22 protein-coding genes are annotated in these 21,305 nt (G+C 56.1%); 19 read left to right on the top strand and 3 right to left on the bottom strand.

The window, feature by feature from the left end:
- Positions 1-127: 127 nt before the first annotated feature.
- Positions 128-955 (bottom strand): RNA polymerase-binding protein DksA, encoded by an 828-nt coding sequence (dksA, locus tag DFR30_RS14765; protein WP_132972512.1) that lies wholly within the window; start codon positions 953-955, stop codon positions 128-130.
- A 211-nt stretch (positions 956-1,166) separates the two neighbouring features.
- Between dksA and DFR30_RS09140 the strand changes: the two genes are divergently transcribed.
- Genes DFR30_RS09140 through cysZ form a run of 3 tightly spaced genes read left to right on the top strand, consistent with a single transcriptional unit; the run spans position 1,167 to position 3,829 of the window.
- Positions 1,167-1,943: an HAD family hydrolase gene (locus tag DFR30_RS09140; protein ID WP_132972510.1), complete on the top strand. Its 777-nt coding sequence runs from the start codon at positions 1,167-1,169 to the stop codon at positions 1,941-1,943.
- On the top strand, positions 1,944-3,098 hold the full coding sequence (locus tag DFR30_RS09135; protein WP_279386901.1) for a pyridoxal phosphate-dependent aminotransferase: 1,155 nt from the start codon (positions 1,944-1,946) through the stop codon (positions 3,096-3,098).
- The gene (cysZ, locus tag DFR30_RS09130) at positions 3,098-3,829 is read left to right on the top strand and encodes a sulfate transporter CysZ (protein WP_132972508.1); all 732 of its coding nucleotides are present in this window, start codon (positions 3,098-3,100) and stop codon (positions 3,827-3,829) included. The genes DFR30_RS09135 and cysZ overlap by 1 nt, the downstream gene beginning before the upstream one ends.
- Here the strand turns inward: cysZ and DFR30_RS09125 are convergent.
- Together DFR30_RS09125 and queF are read right to left on the bottom strand one after the other, a co-directional pair.
- Entirely contained in the window at positions 3,762-5,117 is a 1,356-nt protein-coding gene (locus tag DFR30_RS09125; protein WP_132972505.1) for an FGGY-family carbohydrate kinase, read from the bottom strand. The genes cysZ and DFR30_RS09125 overlap by 68 nt on opposite strands.
- Positions 5,118-5,123: 6 nt before the next feature.
- Positions 5,124-5,513: a preQ(1) synthase gene (gene queF / locus DFR30_RS09120; RefSeq protein WP_132972503.1), complete on the bottom strand. Its 390-nt coding sequence runs from the start codon at positions 5,511-5,513 to the stop codon at positions 5,124-5,126.
- A 182-nt stretch (positions 5,514-5,695) separates the two neighbouring features.
- On the opposite strand from queF, the gene DFR30_RS09115 reads away from it, so the two are divergent.
- From DFR30_RS09115 to DFR30_RS09045, 16 genes are all read left to right on the top strand, one after another.
- The gene (locus DFR30_RS09115) at positions 5,696-6,103 is read left to right on the top strand and encodes a hypothetical protein (RefSeq protein WP_132972501.1); all 408 of its coding nucleotides are present in this window, start codon (positions 5,696-5,698) and stop codon (positions 6,101-6,103) included.
- A gap of 288 nt (positions 6,104-6,391) precedes the next feature.
- Entirely contained in the window at positions 6,392-9,901 is a 3,510-nt protein-coding gene (gene smc, locus DFR30_RS09110) for a chromosome segregation protein SMC (protein ID WP_132972499.1), read from the top strand.
- Between the two features lie 6 nt (positions 9,902-9,907).
- A complete protein-coding gene (gene zipA, locus DFR30_RS09105) occupies positions 9,908-10,597 on the top strand; it encodes a cell division protein ZipA (protein WP_132972497.1) in 690 nt (229 codons plus the stop codon).
- A gap of 17 nt (positions 10,598-10,614) precedes the next feature.
- Positions 10,615-12,669: an NAD-dependent DNA ligase LigA gene (gene ligA / locus DFR30_RS09100; protein WP_132972495.1), complete on the top strand. Its 2,055-nt coding sequence runs from the start codon at positions 10,615-10,617 to the stop codon at positions 12,667-12,669.
- On the top strand, positions 12,666-12,821 hold the full coding sequence (locus tag DFR30_RS14315) for a hypothetical protein (protein WP_165869156.1): 156 nt from the start codon (positions 12,666-12,668) through the stop codon (positions 12,819-12,821). The genes ligA and DFR30_RS14315 overlap by 4 nt, the downstream gene beginning before the upstream one ends.
- Positions 12,818-13,423 carry a DNA-3-methyladenine glycosylase family protein gene (locus DFR30_RS09095; protein ID WP_132972493.1) on the top strand — a complete coding sequence of 202 codons (606 nt, stop codon included), beginning with the start codon at positions 12,818-12,820 and terminating at the stop codon, positions 13,421-13,423. The genes DFR30_RS14315 and DFR30_RS09095 overlap by 4 nt, the downstream gene beginning before the upstream one ends.
- Positions 13,424-14,551: 1,128 nt before the next feature.
- Positions 14,552-15,229, top strand: a complete 678-nt coding sequence (locus DFR30_RS09090) for a tetratricopeptide repeat protein (protein ID WP_165869155.1) — start codon at positions 14,552-14,554, stop codon at positions 15,227-15,229.
- A gap of 80 nt (positions 15,230-15,309) precedes the next feature.
- Positions 15,310-15,891 carry a hypothetical protein gene (locus DFR30_RS09085; protein ID WP_132972489.1) on the top strand — a complete coding sequence of 194 codons (582 nt, stop codon included), beginning with the start codon at positions 15,310-15,312 and terminating at the stop codon, positions 15,889-15,891.
- A 77-nt stretch (positions 15,892-15,968) separates the two neighbouring features.
- Positions 15,969-16,316 carry a Rap1a/Tai family immunity protein gene (locus DFR30_RS09080; protein WP_132972487.1) on the top strand — a complete coding sequence of 116 codons (348 nt, stop codon included), beginning with the start codon at positions 15,969-15,971 and terminating at the stop codon, positions 16,314-16,316.
- Between the two features lie 120 nt (positions 16,317-16,436).
- Positions 16,437-17,138, top strand: coding sequence for a hypothetical protein (locus tag DFR30_RS09075; protein WP_132972485.1), 702 nt, complete (start codon positions 16,437-16,439; stop codon positions 17,136-17,138).
- Between the two features lie 123 nt (positions 17,139-17,261).
- Positions 17,262-17,633, top strand: coding sequence for a transposase (locus tag DFR30_RS09070; protein ID WP_132972483.1), 372 nt, complete (start codon positions 17,262-17,264; stop codon positions 17,631-17,633).
- Positions 17,630-18,484, top strand: a complete 855-nt coding sequence (locus tag DFR30_RS09065) for an IS3 family transposase (protein WP_132972481.1) — start codon at positions 17,630-17,632, stop codon at positions 18,482-18,484. Before DFR30_RS09070 ends, DFR30_RS09065 begins: the two co-directional genes overlap by 4 nt.
- A gap of 81 nt (positions 18,485-18,565) precedes the next feature.
- Positions 18,566-18,898, top strand: coding sequence for a 5-carboxymethyl-2-hydroxymuconate Delta-isomerase (locus DFR30_RS09060; protein ID WP_165869154.1), 333 nt, complete (start codon positions 18,566-18,568; stop codon positions 18,896-18,898).
- Between the two features lie 499 nt (positions 18,899-19,397).
- Entirely contained in the window at positions 19,398-19,931 is a 534-nt protein-coding gene (locus DFR30_RS09055; RefSeq protein ID WP_207891860.1) for a tetratricopeptide repeat protein, read from the top strand.
- Positions 19,932-20,289: 358 nt separating this feature from the next.
- Positions 20,290-20,733 (top strand): cupin domain-containing protein, encoded by a 444-nt coding sequence (locus DFR30_RS09050; protein ID WP_243640714.1) that lies wholly within the window; start codon positions 20,290-20,292, stop codon positions 20,731-20,733.
- 57 nt (positions 20,734-20,790) lie between these two features.
- Positions 20,791-21,237, top strand: a complete 447-nt coding sequence (locus tag DFR30_RS09045) for an SRPBCC family protein (protein WP_132972473.1) — start codon at positions 20,791-20,793, stop codon at positions 21,235-21,237.
- Positions 21,238-21,305: the final 68 nt, after the last annotated feature.

The following is a 21,305-nucleotide window of genomic DNA, read 5'->3' as shown; positions in this document are numbered from 1 at the left end:
GTCAGCAGACGAAAAAGTCTGCACGGAGATACCCTGGATCACCCGGTACGCTTGCCGGATAACCCGGTGGACGACCGGCTGGTCGAGAGCGAAGGGTTATCCCTGCTGCCCGGCAGCAGGGAATTTTTTAGCCGCGTTGTTTTTCCCGGATTTCGTCCAGCGTCTTGCAGTCGATGCAAAGCGTGGCGGTCGGGCGCGCCTCGAGGCGGCGGATACCGATTTCGATACCGCAGGCTTCGCAGTAACCGTATTCATCGTTTTCCAGGTTCATCAGCGCTTCATCGATCTTTTTGATCAGCTTGCGTTCGCGATCGCGGGCGCGCAGCTCCATGCTGAACTCTGATTCCTGCGTGGCGCGGTCATTCGGATCGGGGAAGTTGGCGGCTTCGTCCTGCATGTGATGGACCGTGCGGTCCACTTCTTCCATCAGGTCATGCTTCCATGCATTAAGAATTTTACGGAAGTGCGCGACCTGTCCTTCGCTCATGTATTCCTCGCCCTTCTTTTCGATATAGGGCGCGATACCGGGTACAGGGCCGGCATTGGCGGAGAGCGGGGCAGGTGCTGGCCTGTGCGCTGATTTCTTTTTCGGCGCCTTTGCTCTCGGTGTGAGTACTTCTACCGGTGCCTTTGCGGCAGCTTTCTTGGCAGACGTTTTCTTTGTAGCTACTTTCTTCGCAGGGGCTTTCTTCGCAGCGACTTTCTTCGCAGCGACTTTCTTCGCAGCGACTTTCTTCGCCGCGACCTTTTTCTTTACCGGCGCTTTTTTAGCGGCAGCTTTTTTGCTGGCGGGTTTTTTCTTCGCAACGGTTTTCCTGGCGACAGCTTTTTTCTTCGCTGGTGCCTTTTTCTTTGCCGGTGCCTTTTTGGCGGCGACTTTCTTCTTCGTTACTGTCTTCTTTGCCGCAACCTTTTTCTTCGCTTTCGCCTTCGCAGCCTTTTTCTTGGCAGCCATGCAACTTCTCCAAATTAAAACAAGCGGTGCTCTATATCAGAAACCCGTACCCGTGGCAAGTATTCTGCCCCCGGCCGACCAAGTGGCGTAGTTTCCGGCTGTGCATCGACGGAGTCAAGCATGAATCGGTTAAAAGTGTCGGGTCAATGAGGCTTGTTGCGGGTTTCACCAGTGCGGTACGCTAGACGGATTTGGTGGGCAGGATAATTTTATGGGTCGGTTAACAACCTTGCTGTTCGATGTTGATGGAACACTGGCGGATACGGAAGAAATCCATCGTCAGTCTTTTAACAAGGCATTCAGGCAGGCGGGTCTGGACTGGGAGTGGTCACCGGCCTTGTATGCTGAATTACTGGCGGTCACCGGCGGCAAAGAGCGCATCAAGCACTACCTGGCGACACACCGGCAGGATTTCGAGCCGCCACTGAAGCTCGATGAATACGTGGCTGGCCTGCATGCCGCCAAGACCGACATCTACACCCGCACCATGGCGGCCGGTGACCTGCCGCTGCGCCCGGGCGTATTACGCCTGATCGAGGAAGCGCGTGCGGCAGGGCTGAGGCTGGGCATTGCCACCACCACCACCCCGGCCAATGTGACCGCCTTGTTACAGCACAGTATCTCGCACGAGGCCATCGGCTGGTTTGAGGTGATTGCCGCCGGTGCCGTGGTGCCGGCCAAGAAACCTGCGCCGGATATCTACCATTACGCCATGCAGGCCATGGACGTAAGTCCGGATGAATGCCTGGCGCTGGAGGATTCCGCGAACGGTCTGCGTGCGGCGCGCGATGCCGGACTGGAAACCCTGATCACAACCAACGATTATACCCGTGACCACGATTTCACCGGTGCGGTACTGGTGGTGGATACGCTCGGTGAGCCGGATGCGCCCATGACAGTGCTTTCCGGCGAACCGTGCGACAAACCCTGCATCGACGTCGAGTGTCTCCACAGACTGCACGCGGCCACCCGGGGAGAGGCAAGCTGAGTGACCGCGCGGCGCATTGAATTCATCACGCCGTTTCATGTGATGGCGCTGCTGGCGCGGGCGCGCGAGCTGGAAGCGCAGGGGCGCAGCATTGTACACATGGAGATCGGCGAGCCGGACTTCTCCACCCCGCAGCCGATTATCGATGCCGGCATCCGCGCCCTGCAGGAAGGCCGCACCCATTACACCCCGGCCGTGGGCCTGCGCCAACTGCGCGAGGCCATTGCCCGCGATTACCGCAAACATGATGGCCTGGATATCGATCCGCGCCGCATCCTTGTCACGCCCGGTGCCTCCGGCGCCCTGCAACTATTGCTGGCGCTGCTGGTCGATCCCGGCAGCGATGTGCTGATGGCCGACCCGGGCTACCCCTGTAACAGCAACTTCGTGCGCCTGTTCGACGCCCGGCCGGTGCGTGTGCCGGTTAGCGCCGATCAGCACTACCAGCTCGACGCCGCCAGCATTGAAAAACACTGGGCCGACAATACCTGTTGCGCCATGATCGCCAGCCCGTCCAACCCGACCGGTACCGTGATCGCGCCGGATCGGCTCGAGGCCCTGTATCACGCCGTACGCCAACGCGGTGGCAGCCTCATTGTCGATGAAATCTACCAGGGGCTGACCTACGGTGAGCGTCCGCGTTCCGCGCTGGCACTGGGCGATGACGTATTCGTGATCAACAGCTTTTCCAAGTACCAGGGCATGACCGGCTGGCGGCTTGGCTGGCTGGTGGCACCCGAGGCCCACATCGACGCCCTCGATGCATTGGCGCAAAACCTGTTCCTCGCCGCGCCGACCCTGGCCCAGTACGCCGCACTGGCAGCGTACGAGGATGACGCGCAAGCCATCATCGAATCACGCCGGCAGGCATTTCAGCAGCGCCGTGATTACCTGTTGCCGGCGCTGACCGCGCTGGGCTTCGATATCCCCGTGCAGCCGGAAGGCGCCTTTTACCTGTACGCCAACTGCGAACGCCTGACGGACGACAGCTTTGTCTTTACACATGATGTGCTGGAGCAGGCCGGTGTCGCCATCACCCCCGGTATCGACTTCGGCGACTGGCAGGTGAAGCAGCACGTACGTTTCGCCTATACAACGGGTATGGATAATTTAAAGCTCGGTGTCGAACGCATTGCCGGACACCTGAAAAAATAATGAAAGACCTTCTCAACGGCCCACGTTACCTGCTGCAGGGCGCGGCCCTGTTAACGCGCCCGAAACTGCGCCGCTTCGTCATCATTCCGCTGCTCATCAATCTATTGCTGTTCGGTGGCCTTATTGCCTGGGCCTACCACTGGGTCGACGGTACAACGCAATGGATGTTGTCGCGCCTGCCATCGTGGTTGCAGTGGTTGAGTTTCTTTATCGTACCGCTGTTCTGGACAACCAGCCTGGTGGTGATCTTCTACAGCTTTTCAGTCGTCGCCAACCTCATTGGTGCGCCCTTCAACGGGTTATTGGCCGAGGCGGTGGAAGCGCACCTGACCGGCAAGGCTTTCGCGTCGAACTGGCGTGACGTGGTGCGCGACATACTGCCGGCGACCTTTTCGGAACTGCGCAAGCTGCTGTACTACCTGCTGCGTGCCATCCCGCTGTTTATCCTGCTGTGGATTCCGCTGGTGAATGTACCGGCGACGGTGCTGTGGGTGTTATTCGGCGCGTGGATGATGACAGTGCAGTACATCGATTACCCGATGGGCAATCACCGGCTGTTTTTCGCCGATCAACGGGCGCGGTTACGCAAGCGGCCCTTACTGGCATGGAGCTTCGGTGGGCTGGTGATGGTTGCCACGATGATTCCGGTGGTGAACTTTGTTGTCATGCCGGCGGCGGTGGCGGGGGCGACGGTGATGTGGGTTCGGGAGGAGGGTTTGCAGAAGCGCTGAACTCCCCCCCATCCCGCGCCAGCCTCGCGGCGCCAAACGCCGCTTCGCTGTGCAGTGCCTGTGAAACCGGCACCCCCAGTTTCTTTGCGCGCAGTTTCTCCCAACGCCTGTTATGCGCGCCACCCCCTACCGTCAGAACCTGCTTCACTACAGGTGCGCCGCACGCGCGGAGCAGTCGATAGCCCTCAGCTTCGATATTCGCCAGGCCTTCGAGGATGGCCTGGAAAAATTCCCGCTCAGATGCCGGGCGAGGGGTCAGTCGTGGCGCCAGTGCCGGGTCGGCAATCGGGAAGCGTTCGCCGGGCGCGGGTAACGGGTAGTAGTCGAGGCCGGTGGGATGGTCAGGGTCGAGCAGGCGACTGTAACGGTTGATGTCGCAGTGATTGAAAAACGGTTTCAGCACGGCACCCCCGGCGTTTGAGGCGCCGCCGGCCAGCCAGCGGTCACCGAGGCGGTGACTGTAGATGCCATGGTCGGCGTCGAACACCGGCTGGTTGGACAATACTTTCACCACCAGTGTGCTGCCCAGTGAAGTGACGCCGGTACCCACCTGTGTTGCGCCGGTGGCGAGGAAACCGGCAGTACTGTCGGTGGTGCCGGCGACCAGTTGTGCGCCGGGCCAGTGCCAGCGCGTGGCCAGTTCATCAGACAGTGCGCCGACAGGGGTGCCCGGCGCGACGATTTCCGGCAAGGCGGTTAGATCTACCCCGACATCCGCCAACCATTCGGACCATTGTCGCGCGACCGGGTCGTAGCCGAGTTTCAGCGCGTTGTTCTCGTCGCTGTAGCGGAATTGCCCGCTGAGTTTTCCGGTCAGCCAGTCGGCCTGGTGAAGGGGGATGGCTGCGCTGTCGGGGCTGTCGAGTTGATCACGCAGGTACAGGTACTTGGCCAGGCTGGCGCTGGCGCCACGCGCGGCACTGTGTTGCGGGGCCACGGCGCTGACCCGTTCGGCCGCCTGTAGCGCGCGCGCGTCGTTATACATCAGTGCCGGGGTGAGCGGTGTGCCGTCCGGCTTGCACAGCAGCAGCGTGGAGGAGGTGCCGTCGAGCGCAATCCGCACCACCTGTGTATTGCGCAGGGAAGCCGCCAGCTTGTCCAGCGCGTCGCACAGCGCCTGCCACCAGAGGGCAGGGTCCTGTTGCACACTCTTGTCGGCGGTGCCGCGTTCGGGCGCAGGCAGGGGCGTGGTTACGGAGGCGAGTACTGCATCATGCGCATCGATCGCGCAGGCACGCATGCCGGAGGTGCCGACATCAATCCCGATGAAGGCCTGCCGGGTGCTCATGGGGGCTCAGGGCAGCTCGACCCGCTCCGGCGCTTTCCAGACCGGGTCGCGGTGTTCGGCGACGATGGTGGTGTAAACCCCGCCGCGCACGTTGAAGTCGGCCGTCAGGCGCATGAAACGCGGATTACAGACCGACACCAGCTTGTCGAGGATCTGGTTGGTCACGTCCTCGTGGAAAGCGCCCTCGTCGCGGAACGACCAGATATACATCTTCAGCGATTTCAGTTCCACGCAGTACTCGTGCGGCACATACTCCAGCTCCAGCTCGGCGAAATCCGGCTGACCGGTCTTCGGGCACAGGCAGGTGAATTCCGGCATGCGGATACGGATGGTGTAATCGCGCTGAGGGTGCGGATTGTCGAAGGTTTCGAGTGCTTTGCTGGGCTGTGTAGACATGCGCGCAAGATACAGTATGCGGTTCAAGCAACACAAGTGTCAGGGGGGGCAGGGCATTGCTTTCCAGCGACATGTTCAGGCCATGGGTGCAGCCCGTTAAATCCTTGTGTTCCGGGTATTCAAGGAACCAACCCGGGTGGCCACTGGTCCACCCAATTCTCCACATACACTGGTGAATCATTGTGAAATCCAGAATGTTGTCCCTGTTGTTATGCCTGTTACCAGTGGCGGTAGTACAGGCCGACGAAGTAGAACGGGTTTTATTTCTGGTCATCGAAAGCAGCGAGGTTATAGCCTCCAATACCCGGTCAGGCACTTTCGAGAGTGTGAAACTGAAGGCGAAGGAACACATTGAAGCCCATGAGACCGGTAATGCGGTAGCTGTTATTGTGACCAATCAGCGCTTTGTAGCTTATGGCGTCATTGCCGGCGGTTGGCAGAGTATCCGCCGCGAGGCTGGCGAGAAAACTGAAGCCATTCAGGTCGAGGACTATTCAGCGACTGTGCTCACCAGTAAACGCATTCTCAGCTTCTATGGTCGTACGGGTGCCTGGAATCAGGTGCCTCGCCGCTTGCAGTTCCGTCGCTGATTGTCTGGCGCCAGCCTGACGGGGCCCTTCTATCCGCTTATCCCGGATATACGCCAAACAACACAAGTATCAAGGGAACAGGGAGTTGGCATTTTAATGTCGAAACAACACGAAATCCCGGGCCCGTCATTGCGAGCGCAGCGAAGCAATCTGTTTGATCGGGTGCGAGGCTGTGGGAGATTGCTTCGCTACGCTCGCAATGACGGGAATGCTGCGCCGGCATGACGAGGGGTGTTTTGGTGTCATGTCAACCTTGTCAGACATAGCCGGTATCGGTACAGTTCGGCCATGCGACTGAGCAAGCTTAAACTCTCCGGTTTTAAATCTTTCGTCGACCCCACTACCGTGCACTTTCCGTCCGAGCTGACGGGTGTGGTAGGGCCGAACGGGTGCGGCAAATCCAACGTCATCGACGCGGTGCGCTGGGTCATGGGCGAAAGCTCGGCCAAGCACCTGCGTGGCGACTCCATGGCCGACGTCATCTTCAACGGCTCCACGGCGCGCAAGCCGGTGGCGCAGGCCTCGGTCGAGCTGGTATTCGACAACGCGGACGGCGCGCTGGGCGGCCAGTATGCCAACTACAATGAAATCTCCCTGCGTCGCCAGGTCACGCGCGACGGGCAGTCGGCGTACTTCCTGAACGGCACCCGTTGCCGACGCCGCGACATTACCGACATTTTCCTCGGCACCGGTCTCGGGCCGCGCAGTTATTCCATCATCGAGCAGGGCACCATTTCGCGCCTGATCGAGGCCAAACCGGAAGACCTGCGCAACTTCCTGGAAGAGGCCGCCGGCATCTCCAAATACAAGGAGCGCCGCCGCGAAACCGAAAATCGCATCAGGCACACCAAGGAAAACCTCTCACGTCTCGATGACTTACGTGATGAAATTGAGAAACAACTTGAAAAGCTGAAACGCCAGGCGCGCAGCGCTGAACGCTTCAAGGATCTGCGCGAGCAGGAACGCCGGGTCAAGGCCGAGCTGCTGACGCTGCGTTACCAGTCGCTGCACGAAGAAAGTGCCGACCGCCGCAAGCGCATCCAGGAAAACGAGACCGCGCTGGAGGCTGTCATGGCCGCATTGCGTGCGGTCGAAGCCGGGCTGGAGACAGGTCGCGACGCGCATGTCGAGGCCACCGACCGCTTCAATGAAGTGCAGGGCCGCTTCTACGAGCTGGGCGCCGAAGTGGCGCGCATCGAACAGGCCATTCAGCACGGCAAGGAAACCCGCCAGACCCAGCAGGAAGAGCTGGAGAAAACCGAGCAGGCGTGGAACGAAGTACAGGCGCACATCAAGGTCGACAGCCAGCGCCTGGAGCAACTGGCGAAAGAACTGGCCGAGAACACCCCGGCCCGCGAGCAGGCACGGACCCGTGCCGACGCATCGCGCGCCAAACGCGAGGCGGCCGAGCAGGCCATGCAGACCTGGCAGAGCGAGTGGGACACGTTCAACACCCGCGCCAATGAAATCACCCAGACCGCGCAGGTCGAACGCACCCGCATCGATCACCTGGAGCGTCACCTCAACCAGCTGGCACAGCGCCGCGAGCGCATCGAGCAGGAACAGAAGCAACTCGACAGCGCCGCGCTGGAAGCCGAAATCACCGAACTGGAAAACCAGGCCACCGAACGCCAGCAAGTGGCGACCGCCTTGCAGGGTCAGCTCGAAACCCTGCGGGCGCGCATCGACGAACTGCGCGAGAGCACGCGTAACCAGCAGCGTGAACTCAACCAGGCGCAGGGCGAGCAGCAGGACATTCGTGGTCGCCTGTCGTCCCTGCAGGCCTTGCAGCAAGCCGCGCTGGGCGAGAACGAAGGCGAGATCAAACACTGGCTGGAAGCACAGGGCCTGGACGATGCCCCGCGCCTCGCCAAACAACTCGACGTGGACAGCGGCTGGGAACGCGCCGTGGAAACCGCGCTGGGCTTTTACCTTGAGGCTGTGTGCGTCGATGGCAGCGATGCCGTGTCCGACACGTTGGCCGACATCAAGCAAGGCACGCTGTCATTGGTCGACACCCGTGCGAATGTCGCCGAAGAAAGCGCCAGCGCCGGTACCCCGCTGACACAGAAAGTCCGCGCCCCCTGGTCGCTTAACGGTCTGCTGGCCGGTGTCTACGCCGCCGACAGCCTCAACGAAGCCTTGCAGATGCGCCCGCGCCTGGCCGCGCACGAATCCGTGGTGACCCGCGACGGTATCTGGGTCGGCCCCGGCTGGCTGCGCGTCGCGCGCGATGCCGACGGCAAGTCCGGCGTACTGGAACGTGAGAAAGAAATCAATGCGTTACAGGGACAACTTAAAGAAAAACAACAACTGATAGCCAGCCTCGAAAGCGCCCTCGAAAGCGGTCGCGGCGAACTCCAGACCGCCGAGGCGCAGCGCGAGGAAATGCAGGTCGAGGCCAACCGCGCGCACCGTGATTTCAGCGATGCACGCGCCCAGTTCGATGCGCGCCGCACCCGTCTCGAACAGATCCACAAACGCAACGAAGCGCTGCAACAGGAAGCCGGCGAAATCGCCAGCCAGTTGAGCGAAGACACCAAGGCCGCCGACGAAGCCCGCGCCCGCCTGCACGAAGCCCTGTCCACCATCGATACCCTGGCCGACGAACGCGAACAGCGCTCCGCGCAGCGCGACCAGTTGCGCCAGGCCCTCGAACAAGCGCGCAGCGAAGCCCAGCGCGACCGCGACCAGGCGCACGAACTGGAACTCAAATACCAGTCCATGCACACCGAGCAGGAAACCACTCGCCAGAACCTGGAACGCATGCGCGGCCAGCAGGGTCACCTGCAACAGCGCCGCGAAGAACTGCGCCAGTCACTGGCCGACGGCGAAGCGCCACTGAAGCAGCTGGAAGAAGAACTCGAAGTCAGCCTCAAACAGCGCCACGAAGTCGAAACCGAACTCGCCGACCGGCGCCGCAAACTGGAAGCCGTCGAGCACAAGCTGCGCGAAGACGAACAGAAGCGTCACCGCGAAGAACAGCAGGCCGAACAATTGCGCGACCGCCTGGGCCAGGAAAAACTGCATTGGCAGGAGATCAAGGTGCGCGGCGAGACGCTGCTGGAGCAGATCGCCGAAAGCGGTTTCGAGCTGGCGCAGCTGGCCGAAGAAATGGCCGAAGATGCCACCCTGGAAGCCTGGGAAACCGAGGCCGAATCACTGGCCAACCGTATCGCCCGGCTGGGCCCCATCAACCTCGCCGCCATCGAGGAATACGAAGAGCAGTCCGAGCGCAAGCAATACCTCGACGCCCAGCACCTGGACGTCACCTCGGCACTGGATACACTGGAAAACGCCATCCGCAAGATCGACCGCGAGACGCGTACCCGCTTCAAGGAGACCTTCGACAAGGTCAACAGCGGTTTGCAGGCCATGTTCCCGCGCCTGTTCGGCGGCGGCCACGCCTACCTGGAACTGACCGGCGAAGACCTGCTCGACACTGGCGTGACCGTCATGGCGCGTCCCCCGGGCAAGCGCAACAGCACCATCCACCTGCTGTCCGGTGGCGAAAAGGCACTCACCGCCGTGGCGCTGGTGTTCTCCATCTTCGAACTCAACCCGTCACCGTTCTGCATGCTCGACGAGGTCGATGCACCGCTCGATGACGCCAACGTCGCCCGCTTCTGCAGCATGGTGCAGGAAATGTCCGAACGCGTGCAGTTCGTGTTCATCACCCACAACAAGATCACCATGGATCTTGCCAACCAGCTCACCGGCGTCACCATGCACGAACCGGGCGTCTCGCGCCTGGTGTCCGTGGATGTCGATGAGGCCGTGCAACTCGCGGCGGTCTAGACGGATATGGATGATCTACGCGTCATCCTGCTACTGACCGGCGCCGCCTTTATCGCCGGCGTGTATCTCTGGACCCGCCTCCAGCAGCGTCCCGCCAAACGCAAAACCCGACGCACCGCGCCGTCGATGAGCGGTAACGTGGACACAGACCTGGACGTGGCCGACGAACTGGCGCGCATGGAACAGCTGGTAGCAAACCCGGGCGGCGACCCCGACTGGCACGACCCGCTGGAAGCCGAAGCCCCGCAACAGACAACCCGTGACTTCAATAATCGCGTACTGGTGATTTCGGTGATTGCCGAAGACGGCGATCCGTTCCAGGGCGAAAAACTGCTCAAGGCCTTCGCCAACAACGACCTGGTGCACGGTAAAAAAGGCATCTTCGAACGCCACGTGGAGCAGGGCGGTCACGACATCGCCGTATTCGGCATCGCCAACCTGGTCAAACCCGGCACCTTCCCGCGCGACATGCCCGCCTTCACCACACCGGGCGTGAGCCTGTTTTTGCAATTACCCTGCGCCATCGGTGCGCTGGACGCGTTCGACGACTTCGTCAACACCGCCGAACGCCTCGCCGTGGAACTGGCCGGTGAACTGCGCGACGAGAACCACCAGTTACTCACCCACCAGGGACTGATGCTGGTGCGCGAACAACTGGCCGAGGCGCAGGCGCGCTCACGCGTCGCGGCATCCTGACTCCGACGGGACCGGCCTTGAACGTCAAACAACGCGTCGAAAAACTGCGCGAACAGATCCGCTACCACAACTACCGCTACTACGTCCTCGACAGCCCGGAGATCCCCGACGCCGAGTACGACCGCCTGCTGCGCGAACTGCAACAACTCGAAACCGAACACCCGGAACTGATCACCCCCGATTCCCCCACCCAGCGCGTCGGCGCACAACCGCTGGAAGGCTTCGGCGAAGTGCGCCACGAAGTCCCCATGCTGTCACTGGACAACGCCTTCAGCGACGAAGAACTGGCCGAGTTCGACCGCCGCGTGCGCGAACGGCTGGAGATCGACACTGTCGAATACGCTGCCGAACCCAAGCTCGACGGCCTCGCCATCAGCCTGCTCTACGAAGACGGCATGCTGGTGCGCGGCGCCACCCGCGGCGACGGCAGCACCGGCGAAGACGTCACCCAGAACGTGCGCACCATAGAATCCATCCCGTTACGATTAATGGGTAAAGACTATCCCAAACGCCTGGAAGTGCGCGGCGAAGTCGTCATGCCACTGGAAGGCTTTCACCAACTTAACAAACGCCAGCAAGCCGAAGGCCACAAACCCTTCGTCAACCCGCGCAACGCCGCCGCCGGTTCACTGCGCCAGCTCGACCCCAGAGTCACCGCACAACGCCCGCTTGAAATGTACTGCTACGGCATCGGCCTGGTAGAAAACGGCAAACTGCCCGACCGCCACAGCGCCATCCTTGCGCGCCTGCGCGACTGGGGCCTGCGCGTGTACAAAGGCGTTACCACCGTGCGCGGCCTCGACGGTTGCATCCAGTACTACAAAAAAATGGAAAAACGACGCGACAGCCTGCCGTTCGACATCGACGGCGTGGTGTTCAAGGTCGACAGCATTGACGAACAACAACGCCTCGGCTTCGTCGCCCGCGCCCCGCGCTGGGCCATCGCACGTAAATTCCCCGCGCAGGAAGAACTCACCCGCGTGCTCGACATCGACGTGCAGGTCGGGCGCACCGGCGCCATCACCCCGGTGGCGCGGCTGGAACCGGTGTTTGTCGGCGGCGTCACCGTCACCAACGCCACCCTGCACAACGAAGACGAAATCCGCCGCAAGGACGTCCATATCGGCGACTGGGTGATCGTGCGCCGCGCCGGCGACGTCATTCCCGAAGTCGTGTCAGTGGTCAAAGACCGCCGACCCAAAAACGCCAGACCCTTCGTTATGCCGACAAAATGCCCGGTGTGCGGCTCCGACATCGAACGCGTGGAAGGCGAAGCCATCGCGCGCTGCACCGGCGGCCTGTACTGCGAAGCGCAGCGCAAGGAAGCCATCAAACACTTCGCCTCGCGGCGCGCCATGGACATCGAAGGCCTCGGCGACAAACTGGTCGAACAACTGGTCGATGAAAAACTCGTCAACGACGTCGCCGACCTGTATAGCCTGGATGTCGATACCCTGGCCGGCCTGGAACGCATGGGCAAAAAATCCGCCGACAACCTCATCAAGGCACTGCAAGACAGCAAACACACCACGCTGGAACGCTTCCTGTTTGCGCTGGGCATCCGCGAAGTGGGCGAAGTCACCGCGCGCGCACTGGCCAGCGCCTTCGGCGCCAGCGATACCAAACTGTCAGACAAAAAGCGCACCCGCGCCGACCTCGAACGGCTCGCCAAGGCTACACAGGAACAACTCGAAGCCATCCCCGACATCGGCCCCGTCGTCGCCGGCCACATCGTCAAGTTCTTCCAGCAAACCCATAACCGCGACGTGATCGACAAGCTTCTTGATGCCGGCATCACCTGGCCACCCCAGGAAGTCGCCGCCGCCCAACCCCTGCAAGGCAACACCTACGTACTCACCGGCACACTCGCCACCCTGACCCGCAACGACGCCAAGGCACGCCTGCAGGCACTGGGCGCCAAAGTGGCCGGCAGCGTATCCGCCAAAACCAGCGCCGTCATCGCCGGAGAAAAAGCCGGCTCCAAACTCGCCAAGGCCGAAAAACTCGGCGTGCCGGTGTTGTCCGAAGACGACCTCATTCAACTCCTGGAACAGGGCGAGCAGGGCGCATGAGCGGCGAAGTCCAGTACTGGCCCCTGCTGATCGGCTGGACCGTGGTGGTCATGCTGTTACTGTTCGGCTGGAAACGCCAGGCCGCCATCGCCGCCGCCGGCATGGCCATCGTTACCTACGCCGTCGTCACCATGGGCCTGGGCCACACGTGAAAAAAGCACTGCGCCAGGCCGAACGCTACCTGGCAAAAACTGACCCGGTCCTCGCCCGCATGATCGAACAGCACGGCCCCTGCACCCTGCAACGCGACCCACACCCGCGCTTCCACACCCTGGTGTGGGCCATCGTCAACCAGCAACTCTCCGTCAAGGCCGCGCGCAGCATCGAAGGCCGCCTGCTCAAACACTTTGACAGTGACGTGTTTCATCCCCAACATTTTTACCGCGTACGCGAAACCACCCTGCGACGTTGCGGCCTGAGCGGCGCGAAGATACGTTACATCCGCGAAATCGCACGCCGCGTGCGCCAGGACGAACTGGACCTGCATGGTCTCGATACACTGGATGATGAACGCGTGGCAGAACGACTGATGGACCTGCCCGGTATCGGGCAATGGACCGCCGAGATGTTGTTAATGTTTTCACTGGGCCGGATGGATGTGTTGCCGGTGGGGGATCTTGCGTTAAGGAAGTCCATGCGGGTGCATTGGGGGTTGGGGGAGGATGTCCCGCACGATACCTACATTGAACTGGCGGAAGCCTGGCGCCCATACCGGACGGTGGCGAGCTGGTATATCTGGGCGGCAGTGGACTAGACAGTAACGCGCCTTCAGGTAGCTACTGTTGATCCATACAGCAGCATTCCGGATACAGGCGTTGTCCGCTTTACACAGGGTTATCACGGAGTTGCAGCGCCGCGTTTGCAACAAAAAATGGACGTATTAGACGGCACACGCCGCCTATCCACCCAAATTCCCGATATCACGGCGCACGCCGTCTACTATTACCGCTTGAAACCTGCCGTTAATTTGTATAAAAGTAACAGTAGGTTAGGGGGATTTCATTTTGCGCAAAAAAGTCATGATAGACGGCAATCGCCGTATAGCCACCCGACTGGGGGAGCTATATGGCCCGCGCCGCGTGTTTCCGGATATACGGCATACGCCGTCTAACTATAGTTCTAGCGGTCAAACCGAAATTTCTTATAAAGCTGAACAGAAAAAGCGGACAGACAGGATGAAAAAAACATGATATTAAGCGAAGGCAGAAAGCGCTGCGTTTCAAGCGTGCTTGGAAAAGACAGCGCTTTCTGCCTTCGCTTACCTAAGTGTTCATCCGGTCAGTCCGCATTTTATGATCAGCGGAAACTGATACTTCAGAGGGTTGCCGTAGAACAACGCACTACAGCAGACACGTGCTTCGCACGTGCAGCTGAGTTACACCGTTATGTGGCAAGGACACTGAGTGATGGATGCACTAATTAAGGCCGGCGGTATCTATAGTTTCGGTTTCGTAATTTTCCATCTCATGTTTTGGCGTATCTTTAATTGGGGGGAAGACCTTAGGACATTGTCTTTTTTAAATAGGGCAATAATGCAGGTTATGAACGTAAGCCTTATTTTCACATTCGTCATATTTGGCTATATCTCTCTGTTACATACTAAGGAGTTAATGGAATCAGCATTGGGCCATAGCCTCCTTGTTCTTATCGCACTGTTTTGGTTGTTTAGGGCAATTGGGCAAATCGTATTTTTTAAACTAAAACATTGGGGGTCTGTCGTATTTTTTCTTGTGTTTTCCTCTGGGGCGGTGCTTTATGGTATTCCTGCTGCATATGCCACATAACCACCGCACCCAGTTCGCCGCTTTGCGGCTCGGACGCCGCAAACAGCGCGGCGCCGCTGGTGCAGGCCGTTAGGCATTCATGCTAAATGGGGAATAATATGCAGAGAGTAGTACCGCAGTACTTTATTGGAATGCTAATCCTTGGGGGGCTTTTGATTGGTTGTGCTTCACAACAAACGCAGCCAGACCCTGAAGTACAAAAGCTTATCGCAAAAGCCGAATCGGGGGATACAGAAGCCCAATTTAAGCTGGGTGCTGCTTACGATTATGGTAAGGGTGTTCGTAGTGATGGAAATGAGGCCAAGAAATGGTACCGGAAAGCCGCGGAGGCAGGTCATGCAGAAGCGCAGAATAGCTTAGGAAGTGGGTACCAGGCAGACAAGCAATATGAAGAAGCAATAATTTGGTACGAAAAAGCCGCAAAACAAAATCATGCATTAGCAACTAATAATCTCGGCTACCTTCATGATCTAGGCTTAGGTGTCCCCAAAGACAGGCAAAAGGGTTATGCATTGTACTTACGTGCTGCGGAGTTGGGCTGGGCTGAGTCAATGTTCAATTTAGGTCAAATGTACGGATCTGGCCAGTTAGGCCAAGCAGATATGGTTAAAGGCTGTATGTGGGCAATAAGAGCATTGAAATATTCCAAGCATGGTAGAGTCAAGGAACAAGCTGCGGGTACAGTTAAGTACTGCAAACAGACATTATCTACAGAAGACTATAAGAAAGCAGAGCAGGATGCTAATTCATGGTCACCACAATCAGCGCTGAGGTAAGAATGCCTAACCATGTTCCCCAGCTGACAGCCAGCTTCGCAGGCTGCAGCTGGGCTTAAACGTTATGAGCGGGAATGGATATGAGTAAAAATAAGAGCCATCACTTAGGGAAGGAAAACTGGAAATCTTTCTTTGAAGAATTCATGGCAGAATCTGATAGGGCTGCCGTGGTGCTGGGTGCTGCGAAACTAGATTTACTGCTATACCAAATATTGGAGAGATATCTTACTCCGTGCCCAACAGGTAAAGATGAGCTTCTAGATGGCGACTCTCCATTGTCGACCTATAGTTCTAAAATTAACCTTTGTTTTAGGCTGGGCTTAATCGATAGTCAGCTTTCAAGAACACTACACCTCGTTAGAAGAATTAGGAACAACTTTGCTCATGAGGTATCGGGTTGCGATTTAACTTCAGGGGCTCATAAAGATCGCGTTCGTGAATTATGCTCACCGTTGAAGGATTTCCCCATATATAAAGATGTGTCTGAGAAAGCTAGTGAGGAGTACGATATTTCTGGTGCGCCTCTCGATTTTAGGCTATCACTAGCGTTCGCATCGGTAGCTCTCGATAAAAAGCTGGACACCATAAATACTATTGGAAATGACGACCCGCAACCACTAATAACAAAGCGCATATTGAATTATGAATCGGAAAGCTCATAACAATGCGGCCCAGTTGGACGGCTTCGCCGCCACTGGCCTTAAACGTTATGCCGCTTAATAGATACAGGAAGAATTCAATGTCACGAGTACCAATGATGCTGCTTATCGGAATGATGGTGCCTTTAAATACTATTGCGGCAGGATCAGCAGAAACACTCCTAAGTCATTGTAAAGGTGTTAGAGACAGTTCGTATTGCTCTGGGTATATAGCCGGGTTTTATGATGGGCGGACAACGAACGATTACGGGAAAAAAGAACTAATGAGCTGCCCACCAACGAAACCTAATGGGATGGATCTAGCCATTAGTTACACTCAAATGAAGCAGGTATTTATAAAATGGGCGGAGGCACATCCAGAAAACCTTCATTGGGCTGATTGGCAGGCAGTTCGTCAAGCGTTTGCCGAAGCGTGGCCATGTCCTTAGAGCGCGTGCTGTTACGGTATAACAACAGCGCCCAGTTAGCCGCTTCGCGGCTGGGACGGTGCAAACAGCGCACCGCCCCTGGCGCTGGACGTTAGATGCCTGATGCACAGTAATTGCAATATGGAAAATGTGGCTAAAGTATTGGAGGTTTGGAATTCTTATCTCTGTAAGAAGATAGACCTTGGTGGGTTGATTTCCCGAAATCCAGCAGCACATAAATGGAAGGCCACATATCGCAGCATTGTTTTGCGAGAACTCACGTTTTGGCGTGTAACTGACCTATTGAACCAAATGGTGGTTCTTTCAAATACCGGGCATATTCTTGGTGCAAGAATCCTGCTCCGTAGCACCATTGAGACGCTTGGTATTCTTATCTATTTAAACCAGAAAATGAAAGCCGTACTGGAGGGAAAAGAAGAATTCAATGCTTTTTCTGACATGACATCACAGTTAATGTTGGGGTCAAAGAATAAGACTACAAAACTCAACGCAATTAATGTTACACACACAATACTTGAAAAATGGTGCGAGAAGAAATATCCCGGGATTTTCGAAATTTACGCAGATCTTTGTGAAAGCGCCCACCCAAATTATGAAGGCGTCTGCTTTGGTTACTCGTTTGTAAACGAGAAAGAATATGAAACGGTTTTTGAAAACAGGTGGGCTGAGTTGTATGCCTCCAACCTGGGAGAATTGACATTGGAGTTTATGCGCGTGTTTGAAGAAGAATACAACAATGTCTGGCCAGCTGAGTATGAGAAGCTAGAGAAGTGGCTCGTTGAGAATGATCAAAATCTTGAGGCTGCGAGAAAAGGCGTCTAACCATCCCGTCAACCCGGACTGGCTAACCCGCCGCTCCTCGTTCCTCGTCGCTCTGGGTTAGCCAGCTGAACTAGCACCACTTTAGTAGACAGTCACCCACTGTTTTACTAGAGAGGCCCGGAAATGGGACAGACGAAGAAGCGTAACTACGACCGATACACCCTTGCATTCAAACAACAAGCCGTTAAGTTAGCGAATCACCCAAGCGTTACAGCCAAAGATATAGCAGAAGGCCTCGGCATCCATGTTGTCATGCTCTACCGGTGGCGAATGGAGCACAAAAATGGTGAGTTACGAGAGAACAGGCATATGAAACCGCCCAAGTCATCGCTGAAACGGCGTAAGACACGTACAGATCCGGCCAAAGCCAAGGACGACGAACTGATCAAGGCCAACAAGCGGATTCGGGAACTGGAGAAAACGCTGGGACTTCGCACGGAGGAGCTGGACCTGTTAAAAAAAGCGCGGCGGTTCTTCGAGAAAGCAAGGCGGTGAAGTTCGCCTTTATCGAGAAGAACCGAGGCCAATATAAGGTCACAAGGCTATGCGACTTGCTGGGTGTCTCCCCCAGCGGCTTCTATGCGTGGCAGTCACGTCCGGAGAGTCAGCACCGCCAGTACGACAAAAAACTCATGTCGCTCATCAGGGAGCTGCACCAGGGATTCCGGCGCAGTTATGGTGCCGCCAGACTGCACCAGGAGCTGATCAATAAAGACTATCCATGCAGTCGAAGGCGAATCAACCGCCTGATGCGTGAGCTGGGTATCAAGGCTTCCACGACAGGCCTGTATGCCTGGCGACCCGGTCAGCATATGTTTTACTCCTGCACGGGCAACCGGTTAAAACAGGAGCCGAGACCCGAGGCACCGGGTGTGCAGTGGGTGGGGGACTTTACCCACATCAAAACCCGATCTGGATGGCTCTACCATGCTGTGGTGCTGGATCTGTTTAGCCGCAAGGTCGTGGGCTGGTCGTTTAGTCGGAAGCGGAACGCAGAGTTGACCAAAAGCGCCTTACGCATGGCCTTGTCACGTTGCACACCGGAGGCAGGATGTATCTTCCACTCGGATCAAGGCATCGAGTATGCGGCCCATGAATATCGTGCGCTGGTAGAATCGGCGGGTATGACGCGAAGCATGAGTCGTAAAGGCAATCCACTCGACAATGCAACGGCGGAATCCTTCTTCCATACCCTTAAAGCCGAGCTGGTACACCACCGGCTGTTTGAGAATGACATTGATGCCGTCGCACATATCGTTGAATATATAGAGTTCTACAATCGAGAGCGCCTGCACTCGGGGATTGACTACCAATCGCCGGAGAAATATGAAAAGCTGTGCGCATAAAGTGTCCACGAAAGTGGTGCTAGATCACTCGGCTGGTGTACAACGTTATGTGTAAAAAAATGAATAAATAGGAGGTAGGAAATGCCGCATATCATAATTGAGTATCCGGAACAGGCGATGAAAGATGTTGATATCACTACGGTCTTAAAAACTGCACGTGATGCTATTGTCGACAGTGGGTTATATAAGTTAAGTCAAATTAAAACCCGGGCGTATGCGTTTGGTGTGCATACCTATGCTGATGGCACTGATCCTTATATTCATATACAGGCAAGGATTTGTTCGGGGCGCGATGAAGACAACCGAAATCGTATGAGCCAGGTCATTCTTTCAGGAGTAAAAACGCTGGAGCTCCCTGTTTCGGTAATAACGGTTGAAGTGGTTGACATGGATCGAGCCTCTTATGCACGATAGGTTGGATCAGTCTGAATATCTATTAGGGAATAATGCACAATGAATAACATACAGGTAAAAACACATAACTATTCATTCAACATTGACCATTTTTACACGCCGCTTTGCTCTGTGTAAAAATAGCATGTTAATTCGAGCGTTTGCGGCCTAAGAAATATTAGGGGGGCTAATGAGACTGCGATTGAGATTGTTATGGTTAATGCTTTCCTCGTTTTGGAAAAGCCGATAGTAATCTTAGATGAAGCTGTTTTAAATTTAACAGTGTTGCCAAACGATATTGATATTACAAAAATTACGAATGACCGCTATAGCGCGCTCATGGATCTTGGAAGAATGGATTATGCATTTCGTTGCGGCCTGAGAAATGCGATGCTTAAAAATAAATGGATACCAGTAGCTACCTTCAATACTCTTCGTTTTCGATATGCCTAAAGAGGGAAGCATGATAAGAATCACCGGGTTTGCGATATTGAGCGTGTTGCTACACGGGTGCGCTGCCATGCTGGTTCCAGAAACCAGTGACCCCAGAGAAAAATTAGGTTGGGCCGCTGAATTGTTCAACAATCAAGAAAGGCCTCTCCCCGCAGAGAGGCTGATACGGGAAGCTATTGAAATATGCATTGACTCCAATGACTATTCCTGTCTTGGCAGAGCTAATGTGACATACGGATTCTTCTTTAGATCTGATTCAATTGGAAAATGGGAGAAGTTCTACCGAGAAAACGGATTTATGGATAAAGAAGCAACTTTTGATAATAGGCTCGAAATATCAAAGCGGTATTTCGAAAAAGGTATCGCGTACTATGTAAAGACAGGAGAATATGATGCGCTCACTAATGCGTATCTGAATTTGGGGTTCGCATACTATTTCCTTGGAGAGCATAAAGAAGAATGCGGGCCTTATGAAAAAAGTCTGGAGGCATATCAGAAAAATATTACTAGAAACCCCGATGCCAACGTGGCCGTGCCAGAAGGTGCGTCTAGTTTCCCTGAGTATGTTGCTGGTCAACAAAAACGCGCTGGTTGTATTTAGGCATAACAATTCGGCCCAGACGGACGGCTTCGCCGCCGCTGGCCTTAATCATTAAGTTTCATGGATAGGGAATGGGGCCTTACACAATCCTATCTTTATATGGGTGCCAGAAGCGCCGGAAAAAGGCCTATGCTATGGGGCGCGGTCGGCTTTCTTGTGGGAAGTATGGCTTTATCGGGTTATATCCATTTGGCCTGGATATTTGATTGGGGTGAGTCGAGAACAGGATCATCCACAGCCGGGCTAATTTTTATTTTTATACCAATTTATGTCCTTATATCTGGAGGTATAGGTTATCTTATTGGTTGGGGCATTGACCGAGAAAAGTTTAATAATGAAACGTAACAGGAGAATCGGAATGAAAAAAACATTAATAACAGGCGCTCTGCTGTTGGCAGTTTCCACAAACTTGTCTGCATCGGACCAGGCATTGGTTATCTCGGCAGATGCCCCGGCGCTGCAATGGGGTCCATGTCCTGCCTTTATACCGGAAGGATGCGAGATTGCGGTATTACAAGGCGATCCCGCACAAAACAATGTTGATATTTACTTTAAGGTGCCTGGTGATTTCAGTATTCCATACCACACGCATACGTCACAGGAACGCATGGTCCTGGTTTCGGGCGAACTCGAAGTCACGTATGATAATCATGAAACGGCTGTTATAAACAAAGGTGATTTCGCGTACGGGCCGGCAAAATTGCCTCATAAGGCGTATTGCAGGAAAGGCGATGATTGTATTCTTTATATAGGGTTCGTCGCCCCGCTGGATGCAATGCCGATTGAAGAAAAGCAGCATTAGTTTGTACGTGCGGGAGTTCCTGCGGTTTGGTTGACTCCCCGGGAGGCTATTCAGGCTATGCCAAACATCATCCACAGAATCGGGATCAACTGTCCCCCCGGTAAAGTATTCGAATTATTAACAACAAACGAAGGCCTGTCCAAATGGTGGACAACGGACACTTCCGGCGCAGGCGATGTCGGGTCTGTTATCGAATTTCGTTTTGAGGGTATGGGCCCCGATTTTGAGGTCATAGAGTTACAAACTGACGCGCTCGTGCGGTGGAAACACGCGGGTGAGATGCCTGGCGCATGGATGGGCACTGAAGTGTCGTTTCAGCTGAGTCGTGAGGGTAACCAGACCTGGGTGTTATTTTTGCATTCGGGGTGGAAAGAACAATCGGAGTTCATGGGGCACTGTAGTACCAAGTGGGCTGTATTCCTGCTTAGCCTGAAAGATGCCATCGAAACCGGCAAAGGCAAGCCGTTTCCGAACGATATTCATATTGACCATGATGAGTCGTGATGAAGGTGCATAACCCGCCACATCCCGGTGAAATGCTTCGTGAGCTCGGTCTGGAACCCATAGAGATA

The sequence above is a fragment of the Thiogranum longum genome (assembly GCF_004339085.1).
Lineage (GTDB): Bacteria > Pseudomonadota > Gammaproteobacteria > DSM-19610 > DSM-19610 > Thiogranum > Thiogranum longum.
This window is presented reverse-complemented; position numbering and strand designations above follow the sequence as displayed.